Here is a 13,277-nt window from a genome sequence, read left to right as displayed (position 1 = left end):
GGGCCGTTCGAGGGGCGGGCGCGGGGCTGGCGTAGGCTGGTTCGGTCCGTCCACAAGCCATTACGAAAGGGACGCGCCCGGTGACCGAGAAGGCCGACCTTCAGTCCGTCCTCGACCGTGCCGCTGCCGGTGGGCGGATCACCCCGGAAGAGGCGCTCGACCTCTACCGCGACGCCCCGCTGCACGCGCTGGGCGCCGCCGCCGACGCGGTACGCCGCCGCCGGTACGCGGGCACCGAGCACATCGCGACGTACATCATCGAGCGGAACATCAACTACACGAACGTGTGCGTCACGGCGTGCAAGTTCTGCGCCTTCTACGCGGCCCCCAAGGACACCGCCAAGGGCTGGACCCGCGATCTCGACGACATCCTGCGCCGCTGCGCGGAGACGGTCGAACTGGGCGGCACCCAGATCATGTTCCAGGGCGGCCACCACCCGGACTACGGCGTCGAGTACTACGAGAAGCACTTCAAGGCGATCAAGGACGCGTTCCCGCAGCTGGTGATCCACTCCCTGGGCGCCTCCGAGGTCGAGCACATGGCCAGGATCTCCGGCGTCTCCGTCGAGGAGGCGATCACCCGCATCCACGAGGCCGGCCTGGACTCCTTCGCGGGCGCCGGCGCGGAGCTCCTCCCCGAGCGCCCCCGCAAGGCGATCGCGCCCCTCAAGGAGAGCGGCGAGCGCTGGCTGGAGATCATGGAGACGGCGCACCGGCTGGGCGTCGAGTCCACGTCGACCATGCTGATGGGCACCGGTGAGACCAACGCCGAGCGCATCGAGCACCTGCGGATGATCCGGGACGTCCAGGACCGCACGGGCGGCTTCCGTGCCTTCATCCCGTACACCTACCAGCCCGAGAACAACCACCTGAAGGGCCGCACGCAGGCCACGCTCTTCGAGTACCTGCGGATGATCGCGATCGCCCGCCTCTTCATGGACAACGTCGCCCACATCCAGGGCTCCTGGCTGACGACCGGCAAGGAGGTCGGCCAGCTCTCGCTCCACTACGGCGCGGACGACCTCGGCTCGATCATGCTGGAGGAGAACGTCGTCTCCTCCGCCGGCGCCAAGCACCGCTCCAACCGCCTGGAGATCATCGACCTGATCCGCAAGGCGGGCCGCGTCCCGGCGCAGCGCGCCACCACCTACGAGCACCTCGTGGTCCACGACGACCCGGCGAACGACCCGGTCGACGAGCGGGTGATGTCCCACATCTCCTCGACGGCGATCGAGGGCGGCACCGCCCACCCCGAGCTGAAGCTCCTCGCCTCCAACTGACCTCGCCGTGCTGACGATTCACGCGGCGGCGGAGGTTCGCCACGACTGGGGCGGTGCCGCCCTCGGGGACGGCGCCGTCGTCGTCGAGGACGGCCGGATCGCCGCGGTGGGCACCCTGGCGGACCTGCTGGAGCGCTTCCCGGGCACCCGGGTGCGGAACTGGCCCGGAGTACTCGGCCCGGCGCGCGTCCACGAACACGCGCTCCCGGACGCCCCGACGCCGCGGGAACGCGTGCACGCGGTGCTGAAGTCGGGTGCGACGGCTGTCCTCGAACGGCACGCCGACTCCCCGGAACTCCGAGCCGCGGCGGCCCGGAACGACGTCCTGGTGCTGACCCGCGCCCCTCGGACCCGCCTCAACGAGAACGCCAGGGCTGACCTGGCGGTGTTCGACGAGGCGGGGGAGTGCCTCGCCACGGTGTGCGCGGGCCGCCTGGTGCACAGGCGGCGCTAGTCCGACCTGCTTTTGGGGGCGCGGGGAACTGCGCGACCAGCCCCCCCACTCACCCGCACACGACACTCATCCCGCACACGACACTCATCCCGTAGACGACACTCAACCGGCGAACGCCTCCCCAAACGCCCCCGAACTCTGAGTCACCCCGCTGCAGTTCGTAGCCGCGTCGTCATCCCCCGAACTCCCACTCGCGCACTGCTGATCCCGGAACGTCGACCACATCGACACCCACGCGACCCCCTCCTCCTCCGCGAACGCCCGTACGTCCTTCGCGTCGGACAACGAGAACGTCTCCCCGTCGACGTCGTTGACCCCGATCATCGACGTCAGCGCCATCCCGCCCCACGCTGCCGCGTCCGACAGCCCGAACACCTTCTTCAGCTGCGTGTGCGCGGCCTTCGCCGAGGTGAGCGCGTAGTCGCCCATGTCCCCGTCGTACGACTCGCCGTAGTTCATGGTCATGATGTTGACCGTCGAGACCTGCACGTCGTACTTGTTCGCGGACGCCAGCAGCGCGAGGCTGTCGGAGTCCAGTCCGGACGGCATCACGGGGAGCGTGAAGGAGACCTCCAGGTCCGGCCGTTCCTTCTGGAGCAGCGCGATCGCCTGCGACCGCAGGGCGACCGAGCCGGAGTCGGTCAGCGTGTCGCCCTCGATGTCGAAGTCGGCCTGCGTGGAGCCCGCGGCGTCCAGCGCGGCGCCGTACGCGGCGGCGAGTTGCGACGCGCTGGAGCAGGTCGTCGCCAGTTCCTTGCCGGAGGCCCCGCCGAAGGACACCCGGACCGACGCGCCGTCCTCCTTGAGCTTGGAGATCCGCGCCTTCACGGCCGAATTGCCGATGGCGTCCGTCCCGTTCCACGCGGGCGTGCAGCTGCTGCCGTCGGCGATCACGAAGGCCAGGTTGTACGTCGAGGGCGACCCCGCGTCGTCCGTGCCGGCGGCCTCCGTCGCGCTGACGTAGGGCGCGTAGGACGTGCCGGAGCCGCCCGAACCACCCGAACCACCAGAACCGCCCGACCCGTCGGCCTCGCTCGCGGAGGCCGACGCGGACGCCGACGCCTTCTGGGACGGTGCGGGCGCCGCGTCCGACGTGGCGCCGGACCCCGAGGAGCACCCCGTGACTGCCATGGCAAACAGGCAGGTAAGCCCGGCAGCCGGCCTGAGGAAACTCCGCATTTACATGCACCCGCTCTCGTGATGTGTGTCTCAGGCTCGAAACAAAGCCTGATTCCAAAGGAAAACGTCTCACACGGTCATGGTGTTCAACGCTTCGATCAATACATGGAAACCTCATGGAATGAAGGGGGCGAAGAGGGCGAAAGGTGCGGCGCGAAAGGGGCGTTCGGGCAGTTTCCCGCCCCTGCTCGCCCCCGCAGGTGTTCACAGAATCTCTCAGCGAAAAGACAGGTCAAGGGGTTTTTCATGGGCGCCTCACAAGAACTCCGAAGACGATCACATAAAGGCTCCCTAATATCCGTGGAATGCAATCCGAGCCTGCCATCGAAAGCCGCGCCGCGGGGCGCGGTCGCCGCCGCAAACAAGGCAACCGGGCTGCCGAGGGGCCCGTCTTCGTCGACTCCTCCGGGCGCCGCTCCAAGGTGCTGCGGCGCGTCGGCCTCCTCCTCGGCGTCGTCTGCCTCGCCTACACCGGAGTGCTCGGCGCCGCCTTCATGGGCTGGGGAACCTCGCTCACCCCGGACTCGCTGATCCCCGACTTCGCGCGCGCCGGCAACGCCCCCGGCGTCGAACGCCCGCAGGGCGGCATCGGCCGGCAGGCCGGCCTTCCCAGCGGCCGCCCCTCGGCGTCGCCTTCGACCGCCGTCACCCCGTCCGCCGCCACCCCGTCCGTCACCCCGTCCTCCTCCGCATCCGCCACCGCGGACTGACCGGGAACGCAGGCCTCTCCCCATGACTACTCCGACGTCCGCACGCGGCCGCAGGCGCGCCCCCACCCGCATCGAGCGGGCGGCGGGCCGGGCCGCGGCGCTGCAGAAACCGCGTGTCATCCTCGCCCTGCTGCTCCTGCTGGCGCTGACCTGCGTGATGCTGCTCGACGGCTATCTGCGCGCAGAGGTCGGCGGCGACCAGCGGGTGCGCACCGGAGCCAGTTCGAGCAAGGTCCCGGACAAGGTCCTCGACGGCGGCCCGATCCTCACCTTCCGGGGCGGCCGGGCGACCACCGTCTCGGTCCCCTCCAAGACCATCGCCCTCACCTTCGACGACGGTCCGAACCCGACCTACACCCCCCAGGTCCTCAAGATCCTGAAGCAGTACGACGTGCCCGCCACGTTCTTCCTGGTCGGCTCGATGGTGTCGCGCTACCCGGGCATCGTGAAGACGATGGTCCAGCAGGGCAACGAGGTCGGCATCCACACGTTCACGCACGTCGACCTCTCGTACCAGAGCGACGCCCGGGTCAACCGCGAGATGCAGCAGACGCAGCTCGCGCTGGCGGGCGCGGCCGGCATCACCACGACCCTCTTCCGCGCGCCGTACTCCTCGGAGACGGACGCCATCGACAACTACAGCTGGCCGGTCTACAAAAAGCTCGGCGACGAGGGCTACACCAGCGTCTTCGTCGACACCGACAGCGACGACTGGAAGAAGCCGGGCGTCTCGAAGATCGTCAAGTGGGCCACCCCGAGCGGCACCAAGGGGGCCGCCGTCCTGTTCCACGATGCCGGCGGTGAGCGCTCGCAGACCATCAAGGCGCTGCCGCAGTACATCGAGAAGATGAAGGCGAAGGGCTACACCTTCACCACCGTCAGCGGTGTCATCGAGAAGCGGAACGCCGCGAGCCGGCAGACCGCCGCCGCGAGCACCGCCACGAACGGCCCGGCCACCACCGGCCTCACCGAGGCAGGCGTGACCGGAACAGGCACCCCCGCCACCACCGTCCCCCGCCTCCAGGCGGCCCACCGCACCGCCACCGGCATGACCCTCTACGAGGGCAAGGCCCTCATCGTGGCGGTCGCGATAGCCGAGTGGGCCCTGCCCGTCCTCTCCGGCCTGCTGTTCGTCGTCGGCGTCGCGGTGATGGGCCGCTTCGGGATGATGCTGCTCATTGCCCGCCGCCACTACAGACAGCGCAACAAACGCCGGTTCAGCTGGGGGCCGACCGTCACCCGGCCGGTGAGCGTGATCGTCCCGGCGTACAACGAGAAGGAGTGCATCGCCAACACCCTGGAGTCGCTGGCGCAGAGCACCCACCCGATCGAGGTCATCGTCGTCGACGACGGCTCCACGGACGGCACCTCGGAGATCGCCCGCGCCGCCGCCGACAAGCTCGGCATGCCCAACGTCCGGGTCATCCGCCAGGAGAACGCGGGCAAGCCCGCCGCCCTCAACAACGGTGTGCGCAACGCCAGTTACGACATCGTCGTGATGATGGACGGCGACACGGTCTTCGAGCCGGACACGGTACGGCACCTCGTGCAGCCGTTCGCCGACCCCGAGGTCGGCGCGGTCGCCGGCAACGCCAAGGTCGGCAACCGCAACACGGTCATCGGCGCCTGGCAGCACATCGAGTACGTGATGGGCTTCAACCTCGACCGCCGCATGTACGACCTGCTGCGCTGCATGCCCACCATCCCCGGTGCCATCGGCGCGTTCCGCCGCGAGGCGGTCCTGGGGGTCGGCGGGATGAGCGAGGACACCCTCGCCGAGGACACGGACATCACCATCGCCATGCACCGTGCGGGCTGGCGGGTCGTCTACCAGGAGCACGCCAAGGCCTGGACGGAGGCGCCCGGTTCGCTGAAGCAGCTGTGGTCCCAGCGCTACCGCTGGTCCTACGGCACCATGCAGGCCCTGTGGAAGCACCGCAAGTCCCTGACGGACAGGGGCCCGTCGGGCCGCTTCGGACGCGTCGGCATGCCCCTGGTCGTCCTCTTCCAGATCGTCACCCCGGTCTTCGCCCCGCTCATCGACGTGTTCACGGTCTACTCCATGATCTTCGTCGACTTCGAGGCCGCCCTGCTGGCCTGGCTCGCCGTCCTCGGCATCCAACTGGCCTGCGCCGCCTACGCGTTCCGCCTGGACAAGGAGAAGTACCGGTACCTCGCGATGATGCCGCTGCAGCAGTTGGCCTACCGCCAGATGATGTACCTCGTCCTCATCCACTCCTGCATCACCGCCCTCACCGGCGGCCGCCTGCGCTGGCAGAAACTCAAGCGCACCGGCGAGGTCGGCACCCCGGCAGGAGTGAGCGGCTGATGACCTGGGACCAGCAGAACCCGTACCAGCAGGGCCCGTACCAGCAGAACCCGTACCAGCAGAACCCGTACCAGCAGGGCTACAACGGCTACGACTACACCCCGTACGGCGGCCAGCAGCAGTGCGCGCAACAGCCGTACCCCGACCACATCCACGCTCCGGCACCTGACCAGACGGCCCCACTGCCCCTGGTGGAGCCGGAGCCGGTACTCGAACCGGATCCGCAGCCGACAGCGCCGGGCATCGTTTCAACAGACGCCAAGGACACCGACCCTCGGCCCAAGCTCCCTGCGAGGGACCGTTACTTCGACACCCTCCGCGCCGTCGCCCTCATCCGCGTCGTCACCTACCACACCTTCGGCTGGGCCTGGTGCGGCATGGTGTTCCCCTCCATGGGCATCATGTTCGGCCTCGCCGGCACCCTCATGGCGAAGTCCCTGGAGCGCCCCGCTCCGAAGGTCGTCATGAGCCGCCTCCGCCGTCTCCTCCCGCCCTTCTGGTTCTGGGGCTTCTTCGTCGTCCTGGCGATGCTGATCCACGGCTGGATGCCGGGCTGGCAGATCGTCTACTGGATCGTGCCGCTCGGCGACCCGCCGGGCAACGCGTGGGGCGAGCAGGCCTGGGAGATCCTCTGGTACCTGCGCACCTACCTCTGGTTCGTCCTCCTCTCGCCGGCGCTGCTGTGGATCTTCCGCAAGGCCCCGATCCCGGTGCTCCTGCTGTCCCTCGCCCCGATCCTGGTGCTGAACTTCGTCTGGTCCGGCCCGGACAACCGCTTCGGCAGTGCCCTGTGGGACCTGTCGACGTACCTCTTCTGCTGGATCCTCGGCTTCGCGCACCGCGACGGCGTGCTCCGGCGGATGAAGCCGGGCCTGGTGATCGTGGGCTCGTTCGCCGCCGTCGGCTACGGCGGCTGGTACGCCTTCTCGCACCAGGCCGACTTCGGCACCTACGACCTGGACGAGAACCCCCTCGCGCAGGCGTTCTGGTCGGCCGGGTTCGTGATGCTGCTGATGTGGGCGAAGGCCTACTTCAAGATCGACTTCGCCTGGCTGACCCGCCACCGGAAGCTCGACCGGACGGTCACGATCTTCAACGCCCGCGCGGTGACGATCTACCTCTGGCACGAGATCGCCCTGGTCCTCGCGGTCCCGCTGATCGACCAGATGTGGAACGTGCCCGCGTTCGAGAAATGGCTCCCGCTGGACAGCCAGTGGTTCATGTTCGGCGTCGGCTGGATCCTGATCGCGGTGTTCGTCGTGGCGTGCGGCTGGGTGGAGGACGTGGCCGCGAAGAAGAAGCCGAAGCTTCTGCCCTGAGGGCGTGCTGCAAGAATGGCGGGCGTGACCCGCGCTTCCCTGAACAAGCAGCCGCACGAAGTCGCCTCGATGTTCGACGACGTGGCGGAACGGTACGACCTGACCAACGACGTCCTGTCGCTCGGCCAGGACCGGCAGTGGCGGAAGGAGGTCGCCAAGGCGGTCGACGCGCGCCCCGCGCAGAAGATCCTGGACCTGGCGGCCGGCACGGGCACCTCCTCCCAGCCGTTCGTCAGGGCCGGCGCCTACGTCGTGCCCTGTGACTTCTCCCTGGGCATGCTCCAGGTCGGCAAGCGCCGCAACGCCTGGATGCCCTTCACCGCCGGGGACGCCACCCGGCTGCCGTTCGGGGACGACACCTTCGACGCCGTGACGATCTCCTTCGGGCTGCGCAACGTCCAGGACACCGACGCGGCCCTGCGCGAGATGTACCGGGTGACGCGGCCCGGCGGAAGGGTCGTGATCTGCGAGTTCTCGCACCCGACCTGGGCGCCCTTCCGGACCGTCTACACCGAGTACCTGATGCGTGCCCTGCCGCCGGTCGCCCGCGCGGTCTCCTCCAACCCGGACGCCTACGTCTACCTCGCCGAGTCCATCCGCGCCTGGCCCGACCAGCCCGCGCTGGCCGGCCGGCTGCGCGAGGCGGGCTGGTCGAAGGTGGCCTGGCGCAACCTCACCGGCGGGATCGTCGCCCTGCACCGGGGCTTCAAGGAGGCCTGAGTCCTGAGCCCCGGCCTGGGACTCACCAGCCTTGACTCACCAGCGTGGGGCTCGCCGGCCTGGGACTCACCAGCGTGGGACTCACCGGCCTGGGACTTACCGGCCTGGGACTTACCGGCCGGTGACTCACAGGCTGCTCACCTCGAAGGTGTGGTCCCCGGGCTGGTCCAGCTCCCGCTGCAGCCCGCCACTGGGCGGCCGTGGGATGCGTGGCTCGCGCACGCCTCCGCCGCCCTCGCCCTCACCGAAGTCGAACCACACGTACACCATCGAGTCCCGCGGCACCTCGGCACCGGGCTGCGGGAACTGGCGCACGACATAGTCGACGACCGTGAGATGGAAGTCGGGCCGGTCCGGCGCGTTGAGGAACAGACCTCGCGACCGGGCGGTCTCGCGCGCGTCCACGGCCATCAGTCCGACCAGCCGTGGCACGCGCACTTCGGGTGTTTTGGGTGTTATATGCACAGATGTCACCCCCAGCGGTACTGGAAGGGTAACCCGCGGCACGTGGCGGCCGGAAGCGCCAAGTGTCTTTCTGTAACAGATCGTCACTCTGTGTAGTCGGACATGCTGCCACCCCGCAGGTCGAGCCGGAAGCAGAGCGCCTCCTCCGGCAGGCGCGGGTGCGGGAACGTCTCCCGCAGTTCCATCCCGAGGCGCCGGGTCACCGCGACGGACCGCTCGTTGCCCGGCCGCACCATCGCCACCACCGTCGGCACGCCCGCCGCCCGCAGCCGCCCCAGCGTCATGTGTGCCGCCGCCGTCACGTACCCCTTGCCCCAGTGGGCCCGGCCGAGCCGCCAGCCGATCTCGATCTCGCCCCTGGGCCCCCAGTCCGGCGCCCATGGCTGGGCGCCGGTGAACCCGATGACCTGCCCGGCCTCGTCGGTCATCGTCCACAGGCAGAACCCGAGCTCCGCGTCGTGCCGGCGCTGGCGTGCGGTGAGCTCCTCGTAGACGGACAGCTCGGCGGCCCGGCCGCCGTAGAACTCCATGACCTCGGGGTCGTCGAAGACCCGGTGCCAGGCGAACGCGTCCTCGTGCGTGGGTACACGCAGCCGTACCGCGGGGAGAGCTCGGTTCACAGGGACAGCCCTTCAGCAGGGTGATCAGTACCGCTGAATAGACTGCCCATGTCCAGTGCCGGTCGGCACGCAGATTTCGAGCCTTGGGGAGCCCCCGCCGTGACCGAGCCCCTCTCCGAAAACACCGCCGATGTCATCGTCGTCGGCGCGGGGCCAGCCGGCTCCACGACGGCCTACCACCTCGCCAAGTCCGGCCTCGACGTCCTCCTGCTGGAGAAGACCGAGTTCCCGCGCGAGAAGGTGTGCGGCGACGGACTCACCCCGCGCGCGGTGAAGCAGCTGGTCGCCATGGGCATCGACATCTCCGAGGAGGCCGGCTGGCTGCGCAACAAGGGCCTGCGCATCATCGGCGGCGGCACCCGCCTCCAGCTCGACTGGCCGGATCTCGCCTCCTTCCCCGACTACGGCCTGGTCCGCAAGCGCGACGACTTCGACGAACAGCTCGCCCGCCAGGCGCAGAAGGCGGGCGCCCGCCTCTACGAGCGCTGCAACGTCGGCGCCCCGATCGTCGACGACCGCACCGGCCGGATCACCGGCGTGCACGCCAAGCTCGGCGAGGAGAAGCGCGAAGTCACCTTCCACGCCCCGCTCGTCGTGGCCGCCGACGGCAACTCCACCCGGCTCTCCCTCGCGATGGGCCTGCACCGCCGCGAGGACCGCCCCATGGGCGTGGCCGTCCGGACCTATTTCACCTCCCCCCGTCACGACGACGACTACCTGGAGTCCTGGCTGGAACTCTGGGACCGCCGCGGCCCCCAGGACCGCCTCCTTCCCGGCTACGGCTGGATCTTCGGCATGGGCGACGGCACCTCCAACGTGGGTCTCGGCGTCCTGAACACCTCCGACTCCTTCAAGGAACTGGACTGGCGCGAGGTCCTCAAGGCCTGGTGCGCCTCCATGCCCGAGGACTGGGGCTACACCCCCGAGAACATGACCGGCCCGATCCGCGGCGCCGCCCTCCCCATGGCCTTCAACCGCCAGCCCCACTACACCCGCGGCCTCCTCCTCGTCGGCGACGCCGGCGGCCTGGTGAACCCCTTCAACGGCGAGGGCATCGCCTACGCCATGGAATCCGGCCAGATCGCCGCCGACGTCATCGTCCAGGCCCACGCGCGGGCCACGCCCAGCGGCCGCGAACTGGCCCTGCAGCGCTACCCGCGCGTCCTCAAGGACACCTACGGCGGCTACTACACCCTGGGCCGCGCCTTCGTGAAGCTCATCGGCAACCCGAAGGTCATGCAGATCGCCGCCCAGCGCGGCCTGACCCACCCGCTGCTGATGAAGTTCACCCTGAAGCTCCTGGCGAACCTCACCGACCCGACCGGCGGCGACGCGATGGACCGCATCATCAACGGCCTGAGCAAGGTGGCCCCGAAGGCCTGACCGCTCCTAGGAGCCGGTCGCCTCGATGTTGGCGGCCCGGCGGGCGTAGACGTCCTCCCGCCGGTCCGCCATCTGCCGCAGCGCTTCCTTCCGCTCCCGCCGGGACAGCCGGTCGAGATACACGCGCCCGTTCACATGGTCGGTCTCGTGCGCCAGGCAGCGGGCGAAATACCCGGTTCCCTCGATGGTGAGCGGATTGCCTTCCTTGTCCTGGCCGTGCACGACCGCGCGGTCCGGCCGCGGCACGTCCATCACCGCCCCCGGCACCGACAGACAGCCCTCGCCCTCGTCGAGCAGCCGCCGCCCGGCCGGGTCCGGTGCCTCCAGGACGGGGTTGACGATGTGCCCGACATGTCGGACACCGTCGTCGTCGGAGCAGTCGTACACGAACAGCCGCAGGTCGATCCCGACTTGGTTCGCGGCGAGGCCGGCTCCCTCGGCGATGTACATGGTGCGGAACATGTCGTCGATGAGCGCGGCGAGGTCGGGACCGAACTCGGTGACGTCCCGGCACGGCTTGTGCAGGACGTCCTCACCGGTCTCGGTGATCCGGCGCACCGAACCGCGCCGGGCTTCGGGGGCGTGCCGGGGGTAGTAGTCCATGGGGTCGCCCTGGACGAAGACGCGTGGCATCGCGATGTCTCCTTCTCGGATCTCGGGGCCGCCGCGCCGTGTGCGAGCGGCCTGCACCGAGCATCCCAGGAGTCACCGGATCACGGGCGGGGCTGTGGAAAACCCTCGCGAGGGGCTGCGGCCTGTGGAGAACCCGGGAGAGGGGCGGCCCGCACGGAGGGGGCGGTCCGTGGCCGGGCGGGCACGCCGGAAGGGCCGCTGCCCCCGAGCGGCTGCGGCCCTACCGTGCTTGTGCGATGCCTGAGTTGTCTTGGTTGCCCGGGTTGTCAGAGCACCCGCACCGCGCCGGTCGGCGGGTCGTACGACAGCGGGTGCTCACCGACGCCGCTGGAGGGGTTCTGCGCGCCCACGAACATGCCGTCGCCCACGTACACCGCCACGTGGTACGCGCTGCCGGCGCTGCCCCAGTAGAGGATGTCGCCGGGCTGGAGGTTGCTCAGCGAGACCTGGGTGCCCTGCGTCGACTGGTCCTGGGAGACGCGCGGCAGGCTGACACCGACCGACTTGAAGGCGGCCTGGACGAGGCCCGAGCAGTCCCACGAGTTCGGGCCCGTGCCGCCGGAGACGTAGGCGTCACCGATCTGTGCCTTCACGAAGGCGACCACCGCGGCCGCCGAACCGGTCGCCGTGGACGTGCTCGTGGAGGCGCTGGAGCTCGTGGAGGCGCTGAGGGTGGTCCGCTCGGCGCTGCGCGAGGCGGCGCGCTCAGCGGCGGCCTTGCGGGCCTCCTCGGCCTTCTTCTTCTTGGCCTCGGCCTTCTGCTTGGCCTCGGCGAGGTCCGCCTTGGCCTGCTTCGCGGCATTTGCGGCGGCCGCGTCGCGCTCGGCCTGGAGGGTGTAGTTCGCCGCAGCCTGCTGCGTGGCGTCGGCGGACTGGGCCACCTGGGTGGCCAGATCGGCCGTCAGGGTGGGCAGTTCGAGCGTCTGCGTCACGGGTTCGGCGGCACTCGCCGAGGCCGCGCCCGCCGCTGCCATGCCGAGGACGCCACTGGCAACTCCGGCGCGCACGGCGATGCTTGTCGTCGCGCTGCGGCGGGGTTTCCGGTGGCTGCGTATGTGAGCGGTGTGGGACATGGGAACAACCGGTATCAGGGGCTCCTTCATATCTACAAGAAACGTGTGCTGCGCCACAGTTGCTCAATCGAGACGGCGAATCCCCCGCGCGTCTTTCTTTATTGACGCCGTAACGGACATTGCGGACTCCTGTGATCAAGCCCGTGATCACGTTCTTTCGCTGTTACGTCCGGATTGCCCCCCGCCTACCATCGGTCGGGATGGTTGGCCAAGCCCCGTTCTCAGGCGCCTCTCATCAATGTGGTGGAGGTCACGGAACGGTTACCGGTGGAGGTGCGTCTCGCGCGTCCCGGGTTCGTGAACGCGTGCACGCGTCCACATCGGTCGCCGAACCTCCCTCTGATGTGTGAATGCGGCTCACTATCAAGCGGTCTCGTCCACGGCGAATTTGCATGCAGAGGAACCCTCTTGATATAGAGACGCCCGCTCGCGACGCCCTCTGGTCTGCATCAATGGTCGAAATTGTCACTTCTGGTGATCAGCTGAACGCTTCGCGTGCGAAGATCACTACTCATCCGACTTCATGATCGATCGTCAGGTGGTGGAGATCACAAAGCTTGTGCAATACCCCGTGTCGCAGATCACAGAGCGGCGGGCATAAGATGCGAGGCAGTTGGGCTTGTGACCTGCTTCACATGTTCGCGATCTTCGCCCGGGACGCGCGGGGTTCGCGGGACGGACGAGGCAGGTGGGGAGCCCGATCCGAACCGCCACCAGTCAGTGCCGACTGAGAGGAGCGAGGAGCGGTGAACGCCTATGCGCCCATCCTCGTACTGGGAGCCCTCGGGGCAGGCTTTGCGATCTTCTCCGTGGTCATGGCCACGCTGATCGGTCCGAAGCGGTACAACCGCGCCAAGCTCGAAGCCTACGAGTGCGGTATCGAGCCGACCCCCACGCCGGCCGGCGGCGGGCGTTTCCCGATCAAGTACTACCTGACGGCGATGCTCTTCATCGTCTTCGACATCGAGATCGTCTTCCTCTACCCGTGGGCCGTCACCTTCGACGCCCTGGGTGTTTTCGGGCTCGTGGAGATGCTGCTCTTCGTGCTCACCGTCTTCGTCGCCTACGCATACGTCTGGCGGCGCGGCGGCCTGGAATGGGACTGAGGGGTC

Annotated in this window: 13 protein-coding genes; 8 read left to right on the top strand and 5 right to left on the bottom strand. The window is 69.0% G+C overall.

What is annotated here, in order from left to right; all coding sequences use genetic code 11:
• The first annotated feature begins 80 nt into the window (after positions 1 to 80).
• Positions 81 to 1,280 (top strand): cyclic dehypoxanthinyl futalosine synthase, encoded by a 1,200-nt coding sequence (mqnC, locus tag ACZ63F_RS17020; RefSeq protein ID WP_351487501.1) that lies wholly within the window; start codon positions 81 to 83, stop codon positions 1,278 to 1,280.
• A gap of 7 nt (positions 1,281 to 1,287) precedes the next feature.
• A complete protein-coding gene (locus ACZ63F_RS17015) occupies positions 1,288 to 1,734 on the top strand; it encodes an imidazolonepropionase-like domain-containing protein (protein WP_469711830.1) in 447 nt (148 codons plus the stop codon).
• A gap of 102 nt (positions 1,735 to 1,836) precedes the next feature.
• Here ACZ63F_RS17015 and ACZ63F_RS17010 read toward each other — a convergent pair whose 3' ends face one another.
• On the bottom strand, positions 1,837 to 2,913 hold the full coding sequence (locus ACZ63F_RS17010; RefSeq protein ID WP_469711829.1) for a chitinase: 1,077 nt from the start codon (positions 2,911 to 2,913) through the stop codon (positions 1,837 to 1,839).
• Positions 2,914 to 3,218: 305 nt separating this feature from the next.
• On the opposite strand from ACZ63F_RS17010, the gene ACZ63F_RS17005 reads away from it, so the two are divergent.
• From ACZ63F_RS17005 to ACZ63F_RS16990, 4 genes are read left to right on the top strand one after another with little or no spacing between them, the layout of a single operon-like run.
• Positions 3,219 to 3,623 (top strand): hypothetical protein, encoded by a 405-nt coding sequence (locus tag ACZ63F_RS17005; RefSeq protein WP_469711827.1) that lies wholly within the window; start codon positions 3,219 to 3,221, stop codon positions 3,621 to 3,623.
• A 22-nt stretch (positions 3,624 to 3,645) separates the two neighbouring features.
• Positions 3,646 to 5,952 (top strand): bifunctional polysaccharide deacetylase/glycosyltransferase family 2 protein, encoded by a 2,307-nt coding sequence (locus ACZ63F_RS17000; RefSeq protein ID WP_469711826.1) that lies wholly within the window; start codon positions 3,646 to 3,648, stop codon positions 5,950 to 5,952.
• Positions 5,952 to 7,271, top strand: coding sequence for an acyltransferase family protein (locus tag ACZ63F_RS16995; RefSeq protein ID WP_469711824.1), 1,320 nt, complete (start codon positions 5,952 to 5,954; stop codon positions 7,269 to 7,271). Before ACZ63F_RS17000 ends, ACZ63F_RS16995 begins: the two co-directional genes overlap by 1 nt.
• A 24-nt stretch (positions 7,272 to 7,295) precedes the next feature.
• Positions 7,296 to 7,991 (top strand): demethylmenaquinone methyltransferase, encoded by a 696-nt coding sequence (locus tag ACZ63F_RS16990; protein WP_351487518.1) that lies wholly within the window; start codon positions 7,296 to 7,298, stop codon positions 7,989 to 7,991.
• Between the two features lie 126 nt (positions 7,992 to 8,117).
• Here ACZ63F_RS16990 and ACZ63F_RS16985 read toward each other — a convergent pair whose 3' ends face one another.
• The gene (locus tag ACZ63F_RS16985) at positions 8,118 to 8,429 is read right to left on the bottom strand and encodes a PASTA domain-containing protein (protein WP_469711822.1); all 312 of its coding nucleotides are present in this window, start codon (positions 8,427 to 8,429) and stop codon (positions 8,118 to 8,120) included.
• 110 nt (positions 8,430 to 8,539) lie between these two features.
• On the bottom strand, positions 8,540 to 9,076 hold the full coding sequence (locus ACZ63F_RS16980; RefSeq protein ID WP_469711821.1) for a GNAT family N-acetyltransferase: 537 nt from the start codon (positions 9,074 to 9,076) through the stop codon (positions 8,540 to 8,542).
• Positions 9,077 to 9,124: 48 nt separating this feature from the next.
• On the opposite strand from ACZ63F_RS16980, the gene ACZ63F_RS16975 reads away from it, so the two are divergent.
• A complete protein-coding gene (locus ACZ63F_RS16975; protein ID WP_390642207.1) occupies positions 9,125 to 10,459 on the top strand; it encodes a geranylgeranyl reductase family protein in 1,335 nt (444 codons plus the stop codon).
• A 6-nt stretch (positions 10,460 to 10,465) separates the two neighbouring features.
• Here ACZ63F_RS16975 and def read toward each other — a convergent pair whose 3' ends face one another.
• On the bottom strand, positions 10,466 to 11,092 hold the full coding sequence (gene def, locus ACZ63F_RS16970) for a peptide deformylase (protein WP_469711819.1): 627 nt from the start codon (positions 11,090 to 11,092) through the stop codon (positions 10,466 to 10,468).
• 266 nt (positions 11,093 to 11,358) lie between these two features.
• The gene (locus ACZ63F_RS16965) at positions 11,359 to 12,165 is read right to left on the bottom strand and encodes a C40 family peptidase (RefSeq protein ID WP_457697167.1); all 807 of its coding nucleotides are present in this window, start codon (positions 12,163 to 12,165) and stop codon (positions 11,359 to 11,361) included.
• 746 nt (positions 12,166 to 12,911) lie between these two features.
• Between ACZ63F_RS16965 and ACZ63F_RS16960 the strand changes: the two genes are divergently transcribed.
• Entirely contained in the window at positions 12,912 to 13,271 is a 360-nt protein-coding gene (locus tag ACZ63F_RS16960) for an NADH-quinone oxidoreductase subunit A (protein WP_007383963.1), read from the top strand.
• Positions 13,272 to 13,277: the final 6 nt, after the last annotated feature.

The sequence above is a fragment of the Streptomyces sp. NPDC104761 genome, assembly GCF_055583445.1.
The sequence above is the reverse complement of the archived record's forward strand: the minus strand, read 5'-3'. Positions and strand labels throughout refer to the sequence as shown.

Bases quoted from the DNA above. Each gene is read 5' to 3' on its own strand.
- ACZ63F_RS17000 (WP_469711826.1), top strand. From the start codon at position 3,646: ATGACTACTCCGACGTCCGCACGCGGCCGCAGGCGCGCCCCCACCCGC.
- ACZ63F_RS16995 (WP_469711824.1), top strand. From the start codon at position 5,952: ATGACCTGGGACCAGCAGAACCCGTACCAGCAGGGCCCGTACCAGCAG.
- ACZ63F_RS16965 (WP_457697167.1), bottom strand. From the start codon at position 12,165: ATGTCCCACACCGCTCACATACGCAGCCACCGGAAACCCCGCCGCAGC.
- def (WP_469711819.1), bottom strand. From the start codon at position 11,092: ATGCCACGCGTCTTCGTCCAGGGCGACCCCATGGACTACTACCCCCGG.
- ACZ63F_RS17010 (WP_469711829.1), bottom strand. From the start codon at position 2,913: ATGCGGAGTTTCCTCAGGCCGGCTGCCGGGCTTACCTGCCTGTTTGCC.
- ACZ63F_RS17005 (WP_469711827.1), top strand. From the start codon at position 3,219: ATGCAATCCGAGCCTGCCATCGAAAGCCGCGCCGCGGGGCGCGGTCGC.
- ACZ63F_RS16975 (WP_390642207.1), top strand. From the start codon at position 9,125: ATGTCCAGTGCCGGTCGGCACGCAGATTTCGAGCCTTGGGGAGCCCCC.